This window comes from Halomonas salinarum (assembly GCF_012062845.1).
GTDB classification, from domain to species: Bacteria; Pseudomonadota; Gammaproteobacteria; order Pseudomonadales; family Halomonadaceae; genus Onishia; species Onishia salinarum.
Window position 1 is genome coordinate 38,896 of sequence record NZ_WWNB01000001.1, and the last position, 20,416, is coordinate 59,311.

A 20,416-nucleotide genomic window follows, 5' to 3' on the forward strand; every position below is an offset into this window, starting at 1 on the left:
TTTACCACCTATGTAGCACGGTGATGTCGCCGATTTGGCGCGCCCCCGCTACTCACGCTAGCATATCCTGCATAATGTAGTTAAATCACCACATGACGAAAACTGCACCGTGATCACCGCGTGTCGCAATACGTGCCCACCATGGCGCCTCGTCATGTTCGTCGCCACGGAGACTCCCCCTCAGCATGGCCAGTCACGACCTGATAGCACGTATCCGCGCCCGCCTGGAAGAGCTCAACCGTTCCGAGCGCAAGGTGGCCGACGTCATCCTGCAGGACCCTGCCTCCGCCACCGGCATGAGCATCGCCACCCTGGCCCAGTCGGCCTCCGTCAGTGAGCCGACCGTCAACCGCTTTTGCCGCAACTTCGAGGCCAAGGGCTATCCGGACTTCAAGATCAAGCTGGCCCAGAGCCTCGCGGGCGGCACACCCTATGTCAGCCGCAACGTCGAACGGGGCGACGATGCGGCTCACTACGGCGACAAGATTTTCGGTGCCACCATCGCCGCTCTTGACGAGGCGCGCCGCGGGCTGGATGCCAAGCGCGTCGAGCAGGCCGTGGACTATTTGATTCAGGCCAAGCAGATCCATTTCTTCGGTCTTGGGGCCTCGGGGCCCGTGGCCCAGGATGCCCAGCACAAGTTCTTTCGCTTCAACCTGCCGGTGATGGCCTACGAAGACGTATTGATGCAGCGCATGGTCGCCGCTTCCTGCCATACCGGCGACGTGGTGGTGATCATTTCCTACACGGGTCGCACACGCGAACTGGTCGAGATCGCCCACTTGGCGCGTAGCAATGGCGCCGTGGTGCTGGGTATCACCGCACCCGACTCGCCGCTGTCCAAGCATTGCACCGAGACCCTCGAGGTCACCACGCCCGAAGACACCGATGTCTACATGCCGATGACATCGCGCATGATTCACCTGGCGCTGATCGACGTGCTGGCGACAGGCGTCACCCTGCGCCGCGGCGAGGACTTCCTCGGTCACCTGAAAAAGATCAAGGAAAGCCTGCAGCCAACCCGCTTTCCGGCAGACTCGGGCACCTCATGAGATCACACGACATGCTTGGCATCGCCAAGAGCGGATGACGGTTCGGTCCTGAGGTACACTAGGGCCCTCCCGTAGACCGATGCAAGAGACCTCAATGAGCTACACCGTGACCCGGAAGACATCATGAATATCAGAGTGCCCGCCCTACTGCCTCTGGCAATGGCATGCCTGCCGGCACAGGCCTTCGACCTCAATGACCTCGAGACACGCCTGACGGCTCCCGAATGGCTACAAGGCCACTTCCGCCAACGGCATTGGCTGGCCGACCAGGAAGTCCGCCTGCATAGTCAGGGCCGTTTCCTCTACCAGCGCGACCAGCAGCTGATTTGGCTTTTCGCATCGCCCACTCAGCAGGTGCTGAGCTTCACTAAAGGCCAGGTAGCCTATGGGCCGGATAGCGATGCAAAGGCCGATATCGACGCACTTTTGCCTAAGCGCAGCACCTTTCAGCGACACATGGTCGATGTCATGGGCGGGGACTTTTCGGCACTTGCCGATGACTACCGGCTGGAGCTGTCCGGTGATAGTGACGCCTGGCAGGTCACAATGACCCCGCGGCTTTCGGCTCTTGAGATGCCGCTGGCGACCCTGACGCTTGCGGGAAGTGAACGTCTTGAGCGCCTCAAGATGACGATTGCCAACGGCGATACTCTGAGTATCCGACTGAGTGACAGCGAAGCAATAGTCGACGAGAGCCTGCTGGCCTGGTTGCCGACCTGGACCCTGCTGGCCAACGAACCACCGGCAGCGGGGAACGAGACCATGAAACAAGAAGGCGAGACGGGGAGCGAAGCCGACGCTCCCCGGAAGGATACGCAGCCGCTTAGCTCTTGATGGCGCAGGTCACGGTAATCTCGACCTTGAGTTCATCGGCAGGCATCGGGGCGACGATGCAGGTACGCGCCGGTGCGTGACCTTCAGGCACCCAGGCATCCCACACCTCGTTCATGGCCGCCACGTCGTGGCCTTCCTTCAAATAGACCGTCGCGGACAGCAAGTGCTCGCGGTCGGAGCCCACCTCATCGAGCAATGCCTCGACCCGCGCAAGCATGCTGCGGGTCTGTTCGGCGATATCACCATGACGGGCATCGGGACCGGCGACCTGGCCACACAGATAAGCCACGCCATTGTGGATGACCGCACGGCTCATGCGTGTCTTGGTATCGTGTCGAACGATCGTCATCGCTAGACCTCCTGACAGGAAAAGAAACCCGATGATAACCCATCCTGGGTGGGTCAAGCCGATGATATGGCCCAGTTATTCGCCAAACTCAATGCGCACCAGGCGCCGCAAGGTCCCCCTCAAGCTAGCGCTTAACGCCCTGTGCTTCAGGGCTTGCCAGCACCGATTGTGCCAGCAACCAGCTGCCGACCAGTAACGCCAGCATGCCCGCAAGCACCGCCGAGAATGAGGCCCCCATATCAAGCGCCACCCCAAGAACTGCCGGTGCAACACCCGTGGAGAAGACCATGGACGCGCTGAGGGTCGCGCGGACAGATCCCAGGTACTCGGCACCCCACAGGCGCACCAGCAGGCTGGTAGCGATGGATTCCTGGGCCCCCATGGCGAGCCCTCCCCTATCATCAGGGCCATTACCGCCAGGTGCCCGCCAAGTGTGATGGCAAGCAACAGCGCCAGGGCGAAGGGCAGTAGATAGAGACGCGCCAGCCGCACAGGCCCTAACCGGTCGACCCAATGCCCTCCGAGCAGCGCGCCGGGCAGCTTGGCGAGTCCCATGCCCGTCAGCGCCAGGGAATAGATGCCAAGCGAACTCCCCATGGCCTCGGTGAGTTGCGCCTGATAGATAAAAAGTCCCGTCATGGTCACCGGCAGCAACATCAGCAACGGCAGCAATCGCCAGAAGCGCCTCTCGCGAAAGGGGCGTGGGCCATCACCGACCGCCTGCCGGTCTTGCCGCGAGCGCGGCGCTGTCGGCCAGGGTGTGCCAACCAGCATAAGCCCCCATGCCACGGCGATCACCATGCCCAGACTCCACCACAGCTCGCGCCAGCCAAGCCATACCAGAAGACCCGCGACCAGAGGGGGCAGTAATGTCTCACCCAGCATGAGCCCCATACCCACAAGCCCCAGGGCTCGCCCCCGCATGGCGGTGAACTCGCGGCCCGCCAGCGTATTGCCCAGGTGGCTCATCATGCCCTGGCCACAAAGGCGAACCAGCCCCAGTCCCAGCAACCCGAGCAGCCACCAGGGCGATAACGTCAGCAGCAAGATACCGACGAGCAACGCCACCAGAATGGTCACTGCGAAGCGACGTGGCGCCACCCAGTCTATGCTGGGGCCGAGCCGCAGCATGGCGAAGCCACTGACCAGGGTGACCAGCGCATAGGCGGTGCCGAATTCACCGGTGGACAGTCCCAATCGTTCGCTGATGGGCACCTGGAATAGCCCAATGAAGAAGCTTTGTCCGAGACTCGACGAAAACATCGCCAGAAAGGCAATGCCAAGCAGTCCCCGATGGTCCCTCAGCAGGGTACGATAGCTCATGAAGCCTCCGGTTAGCGGTTCAGAACGTCAAAGGCCCCGCCGGAGCGGGGCCTTATCCTGTCGGACCGAATCACCGGTCCTTCGCGTGCGCAAGGCTGCCTCTTGGGCCGATCTCGACGCCAGAATCCAGCTCATGGCACGGGTCTCCCTGTGCTTAAGCCTACCTTAATAGCAGTACCGGCAGGCTAGCCCGGCGCAGCATGGTCGTGGTGGTGCTACCCACCAGCAGGTGACGCACTCGTGAGTGGCCGTAGGCCCCCATCACCAGCATGTCGATGTCGTGCTCATCGGCATAGCCCCGCAGGCTTGATTCCACTTCGCCGGCGCGAATCTCGCCATGGGCTTCAAAGCCGGCATCCGTCAGCGTCTTCAAGGCCCAGTCGAGCTGCGAGCGCAGATCGGCCACTTCGGCCCCGACCATCACCACATGACAGTCGATACCCTTGAACAGCGGGCTCTGCGCGATCATCTCGACGCCCTTGCGGGTGGTCTTGCTGCCATCGAAGGCAATCATCACTCGCTTGGGGGCACGAAACTCATCGGGCACCATCAGAATCGGGCGATGCAGGCTGCGCACTACCCGCTCGAGGTTGGACCCCAGGTGCTCGGGCGCCTGATGGGCAGCTTCGCCCCGCTTACCGATCACCAGCAGGCGGATGTCGTTTTCGAGCTCGGTCAGGGTCTCGACCAGTTCGCCATTGCGCTGGCGAGACGCGGGCGCTTCCACACCGTCTTCGACGGCGCGGGCCTTGGCGGCATCGAGTGTCACACGGCCGTGTTCCTGGGCCAGCCGCGCGCGCTGCTCATCCAGGCTCGTCAGTTCCTCGAGCAAATGCTCCCGAGAGCCGAGACCGATGTTGCCGGTCAGGTTGGCTTCGGCCACCTGTGGGTGATTGTCGACCACATGCAGGAAGGTCAGTGGCGCCGCCATTGCCTGGCTCGCCCAAGCGGCGTAATCACATACGCCGGTAGAGAAGTGAGAGCCGTCGATGGCTGCCATCACTTGATCGGTCATGGTGCTGGTCCTTGGCAGGTGAGTAGCATCTCTATCTTGCCTTTCTACCGTAATGCGCCGGCGCTGAACAGCACCGGCGCAATAGGGAACTCAGTGGCCGCCCATCAATTTATCCACGGCGTCGGGCTTATCATGGACAGCAAAGCGGTCGACGATGGTCGCGCTGGCTTCATTGAGGCCGATCACCTCGACCTCGGTACCTTCACGACGGAACTTGAGCACCGCCTTGTCCAGCGCCTCGACGGCCGTGATATCCCAGAAGTGCGCCCGGGATAGATCGATGACGACCCGCTCGACGCTTTCCTTGAAGTCGAAGGCGGCCATGAAGCGCTCGCCGGAGGCGAAGAACACCTGACCCACGACCTCATAGCGACGACCGCGGCCGTCTTCGGTGGCCTCAGAACCAATGTAGAGAATATTGCCGACCTTGTTGGCGAAGAACAGGGCCGCCAGCAGCACGCCAACGAAGACGCCGATGGCCAGGTTGTGCGTACTCACCGTCACCGCCACCGTCGTCAGCATGACGATATTGGTACTCAATGGATGCTTCTTCAAATCACGGATCGAGCTCCAGCTGAAGGTACCGATAGAGACCATGATCATCACCGCCACCAGCGCGGCCATGGGAATCTGCGAGACCCAGTCGGCGAGGAAGACCACCATCATCAGCAGCACCACGCCCGCCACGAGCGTCGACAGGCGCCCACGTCCACCGGATTTGATGTTGATCACCGACTGACCGATCATCGCGCAGCCCGCCATGCCACCGAGCAGGCCCGAACCGATGTTGGCGATGCCCTGCCCCTTGCACTCGCGATTCTTGTTCGAGGGTGTATCGGTCAGATCATCGACGATAGTGGCGGTCATCATCGACTCGAGCAGACCCACCACGGTCAGCATCACCGCATAGGGCAGGATGATCCACAGCGTCTCGAGGTTGAGCGGCACTTCCGGCCACAGGAAGACCGGCAGGGTATCCGGCAGCTCGCCCATATCACCGACACTGCGAATGTCCATGCCCGAAATGATATACACCGCGGTCAGTACCAGAATGCACACCAGCGGCGACGGCAGCGTCTTGCCGATCATGGGCAGATAGGGGAAGCCGTAGATGATCACCAGACCCGCCGCCGTCATGGCATACACATGCCAGGTCACATCGGTGAGCTCAGGAAGCTGCGCCATGAAGATCAGGATCGCCAAGGCGTTGACGAAGCCGGTAACCACCGAGCGCGACACGAAGCGCATCAGGTCGGCGAGCCGCAAGTAGCCAGCCACGATCTGCAATACCCCGGTCAAAAGGGTCGCCGCCAGCAGGTATTCGAGCCCATGCTCCTTGACCAGCGTCACCATCAGCAGCGCCATGGCGCCGGTTGCCGCCGAGATCATGCCCGGCCGCCCGCCGGTAAAGGCGATGATCACGGCAATACAGAAAGAAGCGTATAGGCCGACCTTGGGATCGACGCCGGCGATAATGGAAAAGGCGATAGCTTCCGGAATCAGTGCCAGCGCCACCACGATCCCCGATAGCGAATCGCCCTTGATGTTGGAAAACCAGTCTTGCTTGATTGATCGGATCATTCTGCGGTCCAGTCGTGGGTCATGTCATGCCCGAAGGCGCGAAGCGCGTGGCGCTAACGTCGAGATACAGGAGCCGCCTAAACGCGACGCCGGCCACGGCATCCCCGCTGAGGGGCACCAGGGGTAATAAAACGTGTCGCAACACAGCACGTTTGTCGTCAGGATGACGCCAAACGATGTCGCTGCCATGAAGACAGCGACAGGATGGGAAAGGGGACGCTAGGGCGGGGTGCTGCCAGTGGCTGGCAGGGGATGCAGAGCATCAACTGTTGTCTCTACTGTCATATCAACTTTCACGGTGGTTCATCCCGTCACTCACAGGCAGAGGCCATTGCGGCAACTCTCTACCTTAGTCGTATCAACGTCTTTTTCGACAAGCGCAGGATTCTAACAGCTGACGCTATTACCTGCACCCCTCGTGCCCTTTCAGGCAAGAAAGGCAAGGGGAGCGAAAGGAGTCGACTCGCCCCTGATTAGTGGCAGGCTCGTGTCTTTCGTCACGACGTGATGGCCTTGTTACTCAGCCTCGGGGGGCGGCGTGGCCTTGCGGTACTCGCCCATATCTCGAAACGCCTGCATGACGTCCATCGGCAGCGGGAAGAAGATGGTCGAGGCGTTCTTGTTGCTCATGTCACTCATGGTCTGCAGGTAGCGCAGCTGGAGTGCTGCCGAGTTTTCAGACATCACATTGGCGGCTTCGACCAGTTTCTTCGAGGCCTGCAATTCACCTTCAGCATGGATGACCTTGGCACGCCGCTCACGCTCTGCCTCGGCCTGGCGCGCGATGGCACGAATCATGCTCTCGTCGAGGTCGACATGCTTGATCTCGACGTTGGCCACCTTGATGCCCCAACTCTCGGCGGAACTGTCGATAATCTCCTGGATATCATCGTTGAGCTTGTCACGCTCGGAGAGCATCTCATCCAGGTCGTGCTTGCCGAGGACCGAGCGCAGCGTCGTCTGAGCCAGCTGACTGGTGGCGTTGACGAAGTGCTCTACCTGAATGATCGCCTTTTCCGGGTCGACCACCCGGAAGTAGAGCACCGCATTCACCTTGACGGTGACGTTGTCCTGAGAAATCACGTCCTGCTCTGGCACATCCATGGTGATCACTCGCAAATCGACCACCAGCATCTTCTGGATCCCGGGGATGATGATCACGAGCCCCGGCCCCATGACGCGCTGGAAGCGCCCCAGGAAGAACACCACCCCGCGCTTGTATTCCGGCAAGATGCGAATCGATGCTGCCAACAGCAAGATCAGCAATACCACCGGTACTAGATAGGAAATCCACATGGCTCACACCTCCTTGGATGAACTCGGTTCCACCGGTTCTGTGTCATCTGATGATGCGTCAATCGGCTCAACCTCGACGGTCAGCCCCTGAAGACTCACCACCTTAAGCCGTTGACCCTCATGCACCGGCACGCAGGCACGTGCTCGCCAACGCTCGTTGTGCAACCACACATGCCCCTTGCCGTCGAAACTCTCAAGGGCCCTGGCCTCTGAGCCCAGCATTTCTTCCGGCCCGGTGCGAGCAGACCGTCGGCGAAGACGGATGAAATGGATCATCACCCACATCAGCAAGCCCGCGGCGATCGCCGCCACGCCAGCAATCAGCGGCAACGAGATGCGCAGATTCTCGGCATCCATCAAGATTACCGAGCCAAACACGAAGGCCACGATGCCGCCGATACCCAGAATGCCGAAACTCGGCATCAGGGCTTCCGCGACAATCAGCCCCAACCCCACCAGGATCAGCGCCAGGCCGGCGAAGTTGACCGGCAGTGCCTGGAAGGCGAACAGCGCCAGCAAGAGCGAAATCACCCCAATGGTGCCGGGTACCAGGCTACCGGGATTGGCGAGCTCGAAGATTATCCCGTAGAAGCCGATGATCATCAGAAAGTAGGCGACATTGGGGTTGGTGATCACCGACAGGAGCTCTGTTCGCCAGTCCGGATCGAAGCGTTCAAGGGTCACATCGGCGGTGTTAAGTACCTGCTCGCCGCTCTCCATGACCACGGTACGACCGTCGATCTGCTCCAGCAGGTCCTCGAGGTTAGAGGCGCGTACGTCGATGACGCCCTGTTCCAGCGCCTCGCGGGCGATCAGGGTACGCGCCTCGCGCACGGCAAGCTCGGCCCAGTCGGCGTTACGCCCGTGGCGTTCGGCGAGGCTGCGAATATAGGCCACCGCATCCTCGAGCACCTTGCGCTCCATGGCGGTATTGCCACGCCGTTTCGGGGTATCGGCGGCTGGGTCCTCCGCCGTTTGAGGCGTGGTGGCGTCAGTTGACGGAGCCGTCTCGCCAGAAGTGCCTTCATCGCGACGCTGCTCGCCGTTCTGCGCCTTGCCGTCCGGTGACTCGCCTTGGCTTCCATCACCGTCCTCAGGACGCTCATCACCAAGACCAGGCAGGCCGCCGCCCCCCAGACTCACCGGCGTGGCAGAACCCAGATGTGTGGAGGGCGACATGGCGGCCACGTGACTGGCATACAAGAGATAGGTGCCGGCACTGGCCGCACGCGCACCATCCGGGGCGACATAGACAACGACCGGCACCGGTGACGACAACATTTCGCTGATCATGTCACGCATCGAGGCGTCGAGCCCGCCAGGCGTATCGAGGATCAGGATCGCGAGTTCCGCCTGGGCATCCTGGGCCCGCTGCAGACCACGGATAAAGTAGTCGGCGGTAGCGGGACCCACGGCACCATCAAGCGTCATCACCAGGCCCTTAGGCTCCCGGCTTTCCTGTTGGGCGAGCGTCGGCCCCATCCAGGCAAGCAATGACCCCAGCAACATGACAATGAGGCTTACCCACAGCCGCCAGCGTCGTATGCAATGGGATGTGATGGCATTCATGGCATCTACCCTGTCTCATTTAGCCAGACATCTAGGAAGCGCATTCGGGGCGACATCATCCCGCGGCCCCGGCCAAACCGCTAACAAACCTCCCCCGCCTGTCTCTCAACATAGTCAAGATCGGCATCATCCGGTCCACTATCGCTAAAGGCCGATATCTCAAGACGCGGGATACGAAAAGCCTGCCTTTTCTACACGCCGGTCAGCAAGCGTCCAAAGCCCTCCTGGCAAGTGGGCCGCCCAGCAATCCAGCGGGCATGCCAGTAAAGCGCTTGATTGCTCGAGATACAGGGTACGCCGAAGCGCTGCTCAAGCTCATCGAGCACATCCAGCGCACGCAGGTTGGTGCACGGAAGGACGACCGCATCGACCGGCCCCCCGACCTCCAGCAAGGTGGACAGGGCATCCCCCAGGCAGGCGGGATCGACCGCCGGGATATCCGGGTCATGGTCAAGGCGAAAGCCGCCAATCGCCGCCACCTCAATGCCTAACGCCGAGAAGGCAGTGAGAAACGCATCATCGACTGCCCGCACATAGGGCGTGAGTACCGCAATGCGGCGCGCCTCGAGGGCTTGAAGGGCGGCACGTATGGCGAGCCAGGGATGCGTGACGGCGACTTCCGGTCGCACCGCATGCAGGCGCTCGGCGATCGGCACGTCCCCGATCAGTAGTCCTCCCGAGGTGCAGCCGAAGACCAGCGTATGCAACGGCAATCCCGGCACCAGGGTTGCTGCGGCCGGGGTAATGCCCCCTTCCAGGGCCTTGAGTGCCTCGGGTGTCACCTCAGCGCGGGTGGGCATGCGCGTACAGAAGAGCTCCATGTCATCACCCACCAGACGATGCCAGTCTCGCTCCAGTGTGTAGTCGGTATCGAGCAGCACCAGGCCGATGCGTAAAAGCTCCGGCCGGGCGTAGCGCTTGAAGGATAGCGCTCGGTCATCGGCGGCGGCGGGAGACAGCGAGGACACGGAGGATACAGGCGACATGGCGAGGTCCAGAAATCGGGGGTGATGTCATCACCCTAGTCGCTGTAGAGAACACAGGCCTGCTTGATTGTGCTCAAGCAGCACAGGGTCCAGCACGTTTGTCACCGTCACCGCTTCCTGCACGGCTTCACATCAGTACGCCACTTCAGTGCTCTGACAGAGTCCATACCTCTGCAACGGGCTAGGCGTCACGACGCATCGAGAGCGCGCTTTCCAGCCGTGTGGCCCACGCCGGCAGATCGATAGGCAGCTCACCGATCACCTCGACCTCACGATTCTCGAATACGTCCGCACCGGCCTCTGCCAACCTCGCAATTTCACGATCACGATGCTCGAGCAGCACGCTCAGGTAGGGGTGGTAGCAAGCAAGCAGCGCAGTGATCCAGCGATTGACCGGCCAGGAAGGCCAGGCATGATCGACCGCGAACGCGTCGGCAAGGGCTAGCGTCTCCGCCGCCTCGCGCCAGTGTTCACCGGTCACCCAGCGGTTGGTGGTAAAGAGCCCGACTGGCTCGCCCCAGGGATCCATGGAGACAGCCATCAGGTGAGTGGGCGGCGTGACCGTTCCAGGTGCGTTGTCGGCAAATGGACGGTTGAAGACATGGAAGTGGCCGTGCTCCCCGCCGCGATGCGCATGATAGTAGTACTGGCCGCCGGTCTCGCGATCATAGACATCGCCGTCCGGGTAGTGATTGAACTCGACGAAGTCATCCTGACCCTTGAGTAATTCACCGACGAGATTCAGCCCGACCTTCTTCAACACTCTCTGACAATCGAGTGCTTCGCGAGCGGCCGCCAACATGGCCGCAAGGGCTTGCGTGGAGTATCCCTCGAGGGCGGGTGTCGCAATGGGTTCGGTACCCGGCAATGCAACCCGTGATGTCATTGATGACTCCTTGTGTGACGCTACCGGTAGCCCGACGCACACCGCCGCCAGGGCGGCCCGCCAGACCCCGGTCATGCTTATAAGCGGTTGGGTTCACCTGCGTAGCGTTTCTGCACCTCGACCACATAGGCCGAGAGCGCGGCGAGCTCCTCGCTATCCCAACCCAGTGTCGAGGCCGCCATGGGGTTCAGCATGCAGACCTGAACCATCTCGTCGGCATGCAGCATCGACATGCCATAGAGGTTCTCGCCCATCGCCACCTTATGCGGATAAGGTGACTCGAAGGTGGCCTGATAGCCACTGTCTTGATCGACCCCATGGCAGCTTGAGCAGGCCATGCTATTGGTGCTGAGGCTCGCGTTCTGGAAGAGCGCTTTTCCCTGGGCAATCAGCTCCTCGGGGTTGTCGCCGTCTTCCTGATACCCAGGGGTATACTTCTCTGGTCGTTTCACCGCACATGGATTCTTGGTGCTGGCGGCACAAGGGTTCTTGGCAGCGCACGGATTCGGCGCACAGCGATGCTGGGCGGCGCAGGGATTTTTGACCGCGCAGGGATTGGCACCGCACTGGGCCAGGGCACTGCCGGCAGCACCGGCAAGGCTCAGCCCCAGCAAAGAGGCGCCCAGTGAGTGAGTCATGGCACGACGATTAGGCAACAGACGGACGTTAGGCATGTTCGTTCTCCAGATTCTTGTCAGTATGCTGACCCCGGCAGGGCCCTGGATACGTGCCGCTCGATCGCGATACGTAGAACTTGGTCACTCATGCATGGCGTGGCTTACACCTGACTGGCGATTTTTTCTGCACTGAACAAAACGTCTTATCAAACATCTGCTGATACATGCCGTGGCTCTGGGGTAAGGTCCTTACACACCGTTGCTGTAAGGTTTGCAGGCGACAGACGACCAAGCCTGGATACTCATCCTTTTTCTGACCCGAGGCCACTATGCTCGAGACGGACACCGCCGCCGCGACACAGACCACCGCGGCCCTGAAGGAGCCGCTGCGAAAGGCGCTTGCAGCATCACGCCTCGACGATGATCTCCTGTCGCTGACCCCGATGGCCGACAAGGGCCTGGCCCACGCTCACCTGTGGCTTTCCCGCAGGAATGGCAAGGACTGGGTCGCACGACTGCCCAAGCAGAGCCAGATGCGCCTCGCCGCTGATGACAACCTCGCCTATCAGGCCGCCTGCTTCACACGGGCGAGTCGCGGCGGGCATACTCCGGCACTAAAGGCGGTACTGCCTGCAAGTGATGCCTTGCCAAGAGGCGGGCTGCTGGTCTCGGCGATCCACGGGCGCTCGGCGCGCCTACCCGAGGACCTGCAGGCGATTGCCGAGACCCTGGCCAGCCTGCATGCCCAACCACTGCCGCCATCCCCAGAGCGCGCGCCCTTACTGGCACCGACCAACCCCTGGTCGGCCATGCTCACGGAGCTTCACGAACAAGCGGCCTATCTCGACCAGGCACAGATTGCGCCTGACGTGCGCTGTCAACTCCTTGAGGATCTGGAATCACTGACACAATGGTGCGAGCAAGCCACTGCGCCCGACCCCGCGCTGATCAGCTTCGATGCCCATCCCGGCAACTTCCTGATACAGGACGACGGTAAAGCGATGCTCGTCGACCTGGAAAAGTGCCGCTATAGCCTACCCGGTTTCGATTTGGCCCATGCGAGCCTCTATACCTCGACCACCTGGGATACCCAGAGCCATGCCGAGCTAAGCCTTGCCGACGTACGCGCCTTTCACCGTCACTGGGCAGCCGCCATGACCGAACGCGGCGCCCATATCAACGTCGACGAGCTGCTGCAGTCTCGTCGGGCCATGTGGTTGTGGTCAGTGACATGGTGCGCCAAGTGGCAGGTCGAGCAGCAAAGGGCTCGCGACGCTAGCGCACGAGGAGAAGACTGGTCGGCAGATCTGAGCGATCCGGCGCTGATCGCCCATGTCGCCGACCGGGTCGAGCACTACCTGTCGCCGTCCACCGTTGCGCATGTCCGCCATGAATGGCAGGCGCTTGCTGACAATAGCGGCCTTGCCTGACGCCAGGCCTATTACTCTGTACGTTTAATGAAAAAGGACTCTCGCCATGAACCGTATCGCCCCCTTCTTCGCCCGCCTGCGGCCCCGAACGCGTGTATTCAGCCGCTCGCTGGCCACCATCGCCCTGGCCGTCACCGCCCTGCCGAGCCTTGCCCAGGACGCCACACCGACCATCAGCGACTCGAACCTGAAGGGCTGGGCCGCCATCGAAGAGGCCGCCAAGGGACAGACGGTCTATTGGAATGCCTGGGGAGGCGATAACCGCACCAATGAGTACCTGGCCTGGGTCGCCGACGAGCTCGAAGCACGCCACGATATCGAGCTTGTCCACGTCAAGCTCAGCGATACCAGTACCGCGGTCTCGCGGGTGATCGCCGAGAAGGCCGCCGGCAACCTCGACGCGGGTGCCATCGACCTGATCTGGATCAACGGCGAGAACTTCGCCGCCATGAAGGACAACGACCTGCTGTTCGGTCCCTTCGCCGAGGCCCTGCCCAACTACGGCCTGACGCGCCCTCAGAGTAACCCCGAGGTACGTGTCGACTTCACGGTGCCTACCGGCGGCTTCGAAGCCCCCTGGGGCAAGGCGCAGTTGACCTTCTACTACGACAGCGCCCGACTCGAGACCCCACCGGGCGACATGGCAGAACTGCTCGACTGGGCCGAGGATCATCCCGGTCGTTTCACCTATCCACTGGTGCCTGACTTCACCGGTAGCACCTTCCTCAAGCAGGCCTTGATCGAACTGACCGATGACACCACGCCGCTCTATAAGCCGGTCGAGAAGAGCGACTTCGCCGCCGTCACTGCCCCGCTGTGGGACTATCTGGATGCGCTGCATCCGCACCTGTGGCGTGACGGCCGCCATTTCCCGGCCAGCGGCCCGGAGATGAAACGCCTGATGGGCGACGGCGAGCTGAGCCTGGCCTTCACCTTCATCCCCTCCGAGCCGGCCGCGGCGGTGGCCGATTTCCAGCTGCCGCCGACCACCCGCAGCTACGTGCTCGATGGTGGAACTCTGGGCAACGTGCACTTCGTGGCCATTCCCTTCAATGCAAGCCACAAGGCAGGCGCACTCGTCACCGCCAACTTCCTGCTCTCGCCACACGCTCAGGCGCACAAGCAGGACCCCGCCGTATGGGGTGATCGCACGGTGCTCGACCTGGACGCCCTCGACGAAGAGGCACGCGCAGCCTTCATCGACGATCGTGACAATCCGGCCGCCCTGCCTGCCGAGGCCCTGTCGAAGACGCTCCCCGAGCCACACCCGAGCTGGATGGAGCGCCTCGAGGAGGCCTGGCTCGAGCGTTACGGCAGCCAGTAACCCCATGGTGTTCTTCTCACCGACCATCCGGGCCCTGCCCTGGGTCGCCATTGCCCTGCTGAGCCTGCCGGTGGCCGGCGGGCTCGCCGGGGTACTGGCCCCGGCACTGGGTTGGCTACCGGCGCTGGGCGGCCGTGAGCTGACCCTCGAGCACTGGCAGACCCTCGCCGCGACGCCTGGGCTTGCCGACATGGTGCGCCTGAGCCTGACCACCGGGCTCGCAAGCGCGCTTATCTCGCTTGCCATCGTGATGCTGTTTATCGGTGCCTTCGCCGAAACCCGCGCCCTGGCGCTGGTGCGCCGCCTGCTGTCGCCCTTGCTGGCGGTACCCCATGCCGCCGCCGCCATCGGCATCGCTTTCCTGCTGACCCCGTCAGGCCTCGCCAGCCGGCTGATCTCGCCCTGGCCCAGCGGCTTTGACACGCCGCCCGACTATCTCTTCCCCGGCGATCCCTGGGGGCTGGGCCTCATCCTTGGCCTGGTCATCAAGGAAGTGCCCTTCCTGTTGCTGATGAGCCTTGCGGCCCTGCCCCAATGCCAGGCGCAGTCACGCCTGCGGCTGGCGCGCTCACTGGGCTATGCACCGCTCACCGCCTTCGCCAAGGCGGTGCTGCCGGGGCTCTATCCGCTGATTCGCCTGCCGGTTTATGCAGTGATCGCCTTCGCTTCCGCCAATGTCGAGGTAGCGATGATCCTCGGCCCCACCACCCCTCCGCCGCTGGCGGTGGCGGTGGTGCGCTGGATCAACGACCCGGACCTGGCAATGCGCTTCGTGGCCTCGGCGGCGGCCCTTCTGCAGCTCGGCGTGACGCTTTCTGCTCTAGGGCTCTGGTGGCTTGGCGAGCGGCTGGTCGCACGACTCACCAAAGCCGCCCTGACCAACGGTCGCCGCCGAGCAGGCGACCGCCTGTGGACCTTCGCCGGCGGGCTTACCACCCTGCTTGCCGTGGCACTGCTTGGCGGCAGCCTCGTGGGCCTGGTGCTGTGGTCGCTGGCTGCCTGGTGGCCGTTCCCGGCCACACTGCCGAGCCCCTTGAGTCTGCATGCCTGGCAAGGGGCGCTGCCCGGTCTCAGGGAGCCGCTTGCCCAGACGGCAGTGATCGGCCTGGCGGCCACCGGCCTGTCGCTGGTGCTGGCGATCGGTGCCCTGGAGGCCGAGCACCTGCGCGGTCGTGGCATGGCCGCCTGGGCGGAGCTGGTACTTTACCTGCCACTCGTCGTGCCGCCCGTCGCCTTCCTGTTTGGGCTCGTTCAACTGCAGGTCCAGGCTGGCCTGGCCCCGGGGGCACTGGCGGTAATACTGGCCCATAGCCTGTTTGTGCTGCCTTATGTCTTCCTGTCGCTTGCCGAGAGCTATCGCCGGCTCGACCCACGCTGGGCGCAGGTGGCAACGAGTCTTGGCCATTCGCCGGCCAGTCTCTTCATGCGTGTACGCCTGCCGTTACTCATCGTGCCGATTTTGACCGCGGCCGCCGTCGGTTTCGCGGTGAGCGTCGGCCAGTATCTGCCGACCCTGCTGATGAGCGCCGGACGCCTGACGACCCTGACCACCGAGGCGGTAAGCCTGGCAAGCGGCGGCGACCGCCGGCTGGCTGCCGTCTATGCGCTGATGCAGCTGCTGCTGCCCGCGCTGGGCTTCGCCCTGGCCCTGGCGCTGCCCCGCCTGCTGATGCATCGCCGAAGTGGAGTGCTCAACCCGTGACCCTTCTCGATCCCTTTACCTCTGCAAGGATCACCGCGCCGAGTGCCGAGCGCTCAATCGATGCCGGCGTGGCAAGCAATGCGACGCTGATCCTGGATGATATCCGCATCGAACAAGGCGACCGCCCGCTCGTGTCCCTGGATGCGCGCATCGCCCCCGGCGAGGTGTTGACGCTGATGGGCCCATCCGGTGTCGGAAAGTCGACGCTGCTGGCCTACCTGGCCGGTTTTCTTGCGCCCGCTTTCCGGGCCCGGGGCCGGGTCCTGCTCGATGACACCGACCTCACCCGCCTGGCGCCGGAAGCCCGCCAGCTGGGACTGCTGTTCCAGGACCCCCTGCTTTTCCCCCACCTGAGTGTCGACGGCAACCTGGCCTTCGGCATGCCCCGCCAGGGAAGCCGGCGCGAGAGACGCCGCAGGATCGAAGCGGCGCTAGAGGAAATTGGCCTGGCCGGCCTCGCCAAGCGCGACCCAGAGACGCTCTCCGGCGGCCAACGTTCTCGCGTGGCCCTGATGCGGGTACTGCTCTCGCGGCCCCGTGCCATGCTGCTGGATGAGCCCTTCTCGAAGCTCGATGCCTCGCTGCGCCACGAGATGCGCTCGCTGGTCTTCGCCCGGGTCCAGCGCCTGGGCCTGCCAACGTTGATGGTGACGCATGATGCCGCCGATGCTGAGGCCGCCGGCGGCCCCGTCATCGAGCTAGGAGGCGCGTCTTGACGACAACCTTGCCCACGCACCATCGCCCACGGCTGAGCATCATCATTCCCACGCTGAACGAGGCGGACAGCATTGAGCGACAGCTGACCGCTCTGCTGGGCCTTGGGGTGTGCGGCGTCGAGATCATCGTTGTCGATGGCGGCAGCCAGGACGATACCGTGGCGCTTGCCAAGCACCACGCCAGCCGGGTGATCGCAAGCGAGCCGGGGCGGGCACGACAGATGAATCTGGGCGCCCGGGCGAGCTGTGGCGAACAGCTCCTGTTCTTGCATGCCGACACTCACCTGCCGTGCCGCGCCGACCGCAAGATTGCCCAGGCCCTCGAGGGTTCGCGGTGTTGGGGGCGTTTCGACATTCATATCTCAGGCGAGCAAAGCATGCTGGGGGTCATCGCCTTCTGCATGAACATGCGCTCGCGACTTACCGGTATCGCCACCGGCGATCAGGCGCTGTTCATGACGCGTGCCGCCTTCGAGGCCGTGAACGGCTATCCCGACCAGCCACTCATGGAGGACATCGAGATCAGCAAGCGCCTGAAGAAGCTGTCGAAACCCGCCTGCCTGCACGCGAAGGTCGTGAGCTCGGGGCGACGCTGGGAGAATGACGGCTTGTGGGCCACCATATTGCTGATGTGGCGGCTACGTTATCGCTACTGGCGCGGCGAGGATTGCCATCAATTAGCCGAGGCGTACCGTCATGCCCGCTGATCAGACCCCCGATGGCTTTCCCCTGGCCATCCTCGCCAAGGCACCTGTGCCTGGGCGCGTCAAGACGCGGCTGATACAAACCCTTGGCGCCGAGGCCGCCGCCCGATTGCACGAGCAGTTGCTTCGCCAGACCCTGTCGGTGGCTCTCGCCGCGACCCCCGCTCACCGCATCGTGCTATGGACCGCCCTTGAGCATGAGCATCCGCTGTTTCTTGAATTAGCCGACCATCACGGCATTTGTCTGTGCCCCCAGCCTGAGGGGGATCTGGGGCTGCGCATGTTCACCGCCCTCGCCGCCATGGACAAACCGGGGGTACTGGTGGGCAGCGACTGTCCGGTACTGACACCGGCCTTGCTCCGCGACTGTCAGGCGGCCCTTGGCTGCCATGACGGTGTGCTGCTGCCCGCGGAGGACGGCGGCTATGCGCTGGTGGGATTACGGACGCCGCAAAAGGCGTTCTTCGACGATATTGCCTGGGGCAGCGATCGGGTGCTTGATCAGACACTCGCCAGCGCAGATAGCTTGGGGTGGCGCATCGCGCAGCCCGCCAGGGTCTGGGACATCGACCGGCCTGAGGATCTGGTGCGGTGGCAGCACGACAACACCCTGGCGTGATCTTGCAGATCGGGGGCTCAGGCGACGAAAAGATATGACGACAGGTGACGAGATGGCGACGGCAACGACGAACGACAATCAGGCACGGATGCAGCGCCTGGCGGCAGTGAGGCCACGGCTGGTGTCTTTTGCCCGCTTGCAGCTGAGGGAACCGGCATTGGCCGAGGATGCGGTCCAGGAAGCCCTGGCCACGGCCATCGAGAAGGATGCCGAATTCGCTGGGCGTTCCGGCTACGAGACCTGGGTGTTCGGCATCCTCAAGTACAAGATACTAGACAGCCTTCGTGCCCAGAGACGCCAGGGCAGATGGCAGCCCTTCGACGACGAGAGCGATGACGATGCCATCGATCGACAGTTTCAGCAGAACGGCCGCTGGCAGGTAGCCGCCCGCCCCTCGGACTGGGGCGACCCGGAAGCCAGCTTCGCCAATGAACATTTCTGGCGGGTCTTTGACGCCTGCATGATCGCGTTGCCCGACAACATCGCCCGCGTCTTCTCGCTGCGCGAGCTGATGGGGCTCTCTACCGCGGATATCTGCAAGGAGACCGGACTGAAGGAGAACAACTGCTGGGTGATCCTGCACCGTGCTCGCCTTCGACTGAGGGCCTGCATCGAACGCGGTTTTCTCTCCCGGCACGACCTCTAGGAGCACAACAAATGATCAAGATGATGATGTGCAAGCAGGCCACCCGCCTGATGTCCAAGCGCCTCGATGTCCCCCTGAGTCTCAAGGAGCGTTTCGCCTTGCGTTTTCACCTGAGCATGTGCAATGCCTGCAGCGAGTGTGACAAGCAGTTCGAGCTGCTGCACCAGGCAGGCCAGCACTACCAAGACAGCCCGACACCGCAAGAGACTCCCGCTAGCGATGTCTAGGCCGGCATTGTCATGGCGTAACCGACCACCACCGTCACTACCCCTCACCAGCCCGGCAGACGGTCACCGGACAACGTGAGGGTCGCCGTCGTCGCTCAGGGCCTGGCGGCTTCTTCTGCCAGGGATTCGAGGAGGTTCGACACCTTATCCAGCGGCAGCTCGCAGTCGGTCAGCTGATGACGCTTGGCCAGGTAATGTGGGGAGTTCCATTCAAGGCGCGTACCGGCATCGCGCTGACGAATCAGCATCTTCTGTGGCAGATCCAGCGCCATGCTGCCCTGACACTGCATCATCGGCGTACCGGCCTTGGGATTGCCGAAGACGAAGGTACGGGTGGGCGGCAACGCGAGCCCCGCCTGCTCGGCATTGGCCGCATGATCGATGACCGTAAACAGGGTCAGGCCCTTGCTGTCCAGTGCCTCGCGCAACCCCTGATCGACGGCCTGTATATCCTTCGAGCTGTCCATAACCTCGATGCCATCGGCCCTGTCCTCGGCCAAGGCGATACCGGACAGGCTGAAGAGGGTCACGGCGACGAGCGCGAGTCTTGACTTGGTCATGGTGCTATTCCTTTCGGTTTGAAGCCTTCCTGTGGACAGGGCCGACACCGAGAAGTGCGGCACCTCGACGACAAGGCACGCCTCCTTGCATCAGCCCTAGTGCCTTACCCCCGTGCCAAGCCTCATCCCAGGCGATCGCTCAGCGCGAGTAGATCGGTCGCGGTAAGATCCGGCTCGCCCCCCCAGGCGTCGAAGGGTGCCTCGGCGCTACGACGTATCCAGGCGGCATGCAGGCCGGCATGGCGTGCCCCGATCACATCGAAGGGATTGCTCGAAATCAGCCAGGTGTCCTGAGCCTCGCTTTCCGTGCGATCACGCAGGTGCGCATAGACGGCGGGGTCGGGCTTGAAACGCTTGATTTCGTCGACGCTTATGATGTCGTCAAAGTGATCGCGCAGTCCGGCCTGGCCAAGCAACCCATCAACGGCATCACGGGTGCCGTTGGAGAAGGCCACGCAGGTGACCCCGGCCCGAGTGAAACGCGCCAGGGCCTCAGCGACCTCGGGAAAGGCCGGCAACTTGGCGTAGGTCGCCATCAGGCGATCCATCTGGCCTTCGCTCAGGCCGGTATTCAGGGCGCGGTCGGTAAATTCCAGTGCCTGCCGAGTGCAGTCGGAGAAAGGCGCATAGGCGCCCATCAGGCCCCGCCGAAAGCTGTATTCCAGCTGCTTGTCGCGCCAACGCTGGGAAAAGGCCTGAGCCCGCTCTCCCAGCGTGTCTTCCAGTTCGGCAATCACGCCGTGGGTATCAATCAGGGTGCCGTAGACATCGAAAGCCAGTACGCGCTTGCTCATGTTGCCTCCTTGTCCTTGGTCCTATGAAACGATGCTATGAAACGGTCCTATAAAGCGATATTGAGAACAACCCTGGGGAACGGTAGCGGCAACGTTCGGCAATTGGCTGAGGTGTCCTAGGCTTTGTCTGAAAAGTCGACGAGCGAAGGCCAGACAAGGCAAAAATTGGCGAAAGAGCGGAGTTTA

Annotated in this window: 21 protein-coding genes; 10 read left to right on the forward strand and 11 right to left on the reverse strand. The window is 62.7% G+C overall.

Translation table 11 applies throughout. The features are described 5' to 3' along the window. The first annotated feature begins 185 nt into the window (after positions 1 to 185). Both HF027_RS00185 and HF027_RS00190 read left to right on the forward strand, forming a co-directional pair. Positions 186 to 1,052: a MurR/RpiR family transcriptional regulator gene (locus tag HF027_RS00185; RefSeq protein WP_168011795.1), complete on the forward strand. Its 867-nt coding sequence runs from the start codon at positions 186 to 188 to the stop codon at positions 1,050 to 1,052. Between the two features lie 123 nt (positions 1,053 to 1,175). Further along, the gene (locus HF027_RS00190; RefSeq protein WP_168011797.1) at positions 1,176 to 1,886 is read left to right on the forward strand and encodes a LolA family protein; all 711 of its coding nucleotides are present in this window, start codon (positions 1,176 to 1,178) and stop codon (positions 1,884 to 1,886) included. Here the strand turns inward: HF027_RS00190 and HF027_RS00195 are convergent. The 9 genes from HF027_RS00195 to HF027_RS15465 form a co-directional block, all read right to left on the reverse strand. Next, positions 1,876 to 2,235: a RidA family protein gene (locus HF027_RS00195; protein WP_168011799.1), complete on the reverse strand. Its 360-nt coding sequence runs from the start codon at positions 2,233 to 2,235 to the stop codon at positions 1,876 to 1,878. The genes HF027_RS00190 and HF027_RS00195 overlap by 11 nt on opposite strands. A 75-nt stretch (positions 2,236 to 2,310) precedes the next feature. Continuing rightward, positions 2,311 to 3,558, reverse strand: coding sequence for an MFS transporter (locus HF027_RS00200; RefSeq protein ID WP_245184367.1), 1,248 nt, complete (start codon positions 3,556 to 3,558; stop codon positions 2,311 to 2,313). Positions 3,559 to 3,718: 160 nt separating this feature from the next. Next, positions 3,719 to 4,573, reverse strand: a complete 855-nt coding sequence (locus tag HF027_RS00205; RefSeq protein ID WP_168011801.1) for a universal stress protein — start codon at positions 4,571 to 4,573, stop codon at positions 3,719 to 3,721. Between the two features lie 90 nt (positions 4,574 to 4,663). Then, positions 4,664 to 6,154, reverse strand: a complete 1,491-nt coding sequence (locus tag HF027_RS00210; protein ID WP_168011803.1) for a SulP family inorganic anion transporter — start codon at positions 6,152 to 6,154, stop codon at positions 4,664 to 4,666. Between the two features lie 516 nt (positions 6,155 to 6,670). Beyond that, a complete protein-coding gene (locus HF027_RS00215) occupies positions 6,671 to 7,450 on the reverse strand; it encodes a slipin family protein (protein WP_168011805.1) in 780 nt (259 codons plus the stop codon). Between the two features lie 3 nt (positions 7,451 to 7,453). Further along, the gene (locus HF027_RS00220) at positions 7,454 to 9,019 is read right to left on the reverse strand and encodes an NfeD family protein (protein WP_168011807.1); all 1,566 of its coding nucleotides are present in this window, start codon (positions 9,017 to 9,019) and stop codon (positions 7,454 to 7,456) included. 191 nt (positions 9,020 to 9,210) lie between these two features. Continuing rightward, entirely contained in the window at positions 9,211 to 10,005 is a 795-nt protein-coding gene (locus HF027_RS00225) for a maleate cis-trans isomerase family protein (RefSeq protein WP_168011809.1), read from the reverse strand. A 181-nt stretch (positions 10,006 to 10,186) separates the two neighbouring features. After that, positions 10,187 to 10,891 carry a DUF6969 family protein gene (locus tag HF027_RS00230; protein WP_168011811.1) on the reverse strand — a complete coding sequence of 235 codons (705 nt, stop codon included), beginning with the start codon at positions 10,889 to 10,891 and terminating at the stop codon, positions 10,187 to 10,189. A 77-nt stretch (positions 10,892 to 10,968) separates the two neighbouring features. Continuing rightward, positions 10,969 to 11,565, reverse strand: coding sequence for a c-type cytochrome (locus HF027_RS15465; protein ID WP_209316368.1), 597 nt, complete (start codon positions 11,563 to 11,565; stop codon positions 10,969 to 10,971). Between the two features lie 272 nt (positions 11,566 to 11,837). Between HF027_RS15465 and HF027_RS00240 the strand changes: the two genes are divergently transcribed. The 8 genes from HF027_RS00240 to HF027_RS00275 all read left to right on the forward strand — a co-directional run bounded on the left by HF027_RS00240 (position 11,838) and on the right by HF027_RS00275 (position 18,876). Further along, complete coding sequence (locus tag HF027_RS00240) at positions 11,838 to 12,938, forward strand: protein kinase family protein (protein WP_168011813.1); 1,101 nt, start codon at positions 11,838 to 11,840, stop codon at positions 12,936 to 12,938. 46 nt (positions 12,939 to 12,984) lie between these two features. Next, on the forward strand, positions 12,985 to 14,262 hold the full coding sequence (locus HF027_RS00245) for an ABC transporter substrate-binding protein (protein ID WP_168011815.1): 1,278 nt from the start codon (positions 12,985 to 12,987) through the stop codon (positions 14,260 to 14,262). 4 nt (positions 14,263 to 14,266) lie between these two features. Next, positions 14,267 to 15,964, forward strand: coding sequence for an ABC transporter permease (locus HF027_RS00250; RefSeq protein ID WP_168011817.1), 1,698 nt, complete (start codon positions 14,267 to 14,269; stop codon positions 15,962 to 15,964). A 68-nt stretch (positions 15,965 to 16,032) separates the two neighbouring features. Beyond that, positions 16,033 to 16,680: an ATP-binding cassette domain-containing protein gene (locus HF027_RS00255; RefSeq protein ID WP_168012221.1), complete on the forward strand. Its 648-nt coding sequence runs from the start codon at positions 16,033 to 16,035 to the stop codon at positions 16,678 to 16,680. Then, complete coding sequence (locus tag HF027_RS00260) at positions 16,677 to 17,387, forward strand: TIGR04283 family arsenosugar biosynthesis glycosyltransferase (protein WP_245184370.1); 711 nt, start codon at positions 16,677 to 16,679, stop codon at positions 17,385 to 17,387. The genes HF027_RS00255 and HF027_RS00260 overlap by 4 nt, the downstream gene beginning before the upstream one ends. Further along, positions 17,377 to 18,003 (forward strand): TIGR04282 family arsenosugar biosynthesis glycosyltransferase, encoded by a 627-nt coding sequence (locus HF027_RS00265; RefSeq protein ID WP_168011819.1) that lies wholly within the window; start codon positions 17,377 to 17,379, stop codon positions 18,001 to 18,003. Before HF027_RS00260 ends, HF027_RS00265 begins: the two co-directional genes overlap by 11 nt. Before the next feature lie 34 nt (positions 18,004 to 18,037). Next, positions 18,038 to 18,649, forward strand: coding sequence for a sigma-70 family RNA polymerase sigma factor (locus HF027_RS00270; RefSeq protein ID WP_245184372.1), 612 nt, complete (start codon positions 18,038 to 18,040; stop codon positions 18,647 to 18,649). Positions 18,650 to 18,660: 11 nt separating this feature from the next. Further along, on the forward strand, positions 18,661 to 18,876 hold the full coding sequence (locus tag HF027_RS00275; RefSeq protein WP_245184374.1) for a zf-HC2 domain-containing protein: 216 nt from the start codon (positions 18,661 to 18,663) through the stop codon (positions 18,874 to 18,876). A gap of 95 nt (positions 18,877 to 18,971) precedes the next feature. On the opposite strand, the gene HF027_RS00280 is transcribed toward HF027_RS00275, so the two are convergent. Both HF027_RS00280 and HF027_RS00285 read right to left on the reverse strand, forming a co-directional pair. Further along, on the reverse strand, positions 18,972 to 19,436 hold the full coding sequence (locus HF027_RS00280) for a DUF302 domain-containing protein (protein WP_168011821.1): 465 nt from the start codon (positions 19,434 to 19,436) through the stop codon (positions 18,972 to 18,974). Positions 19,437 to 19,558: 122 nt separating this feature from the next. Further along, positions 19,559 to 20,230, reverse strand: coding sequence for a haloacid dehalogenase type II (locus tag HF027_RS00285; RefSeq protein ID WP_168011822.1), 672 nt, complete (start codon positions 20,228 to 20,230; stop codon positions 19,559 to 19,561). Positions 20,231 to 20,416: the final 186 nt, after the last annotated feature.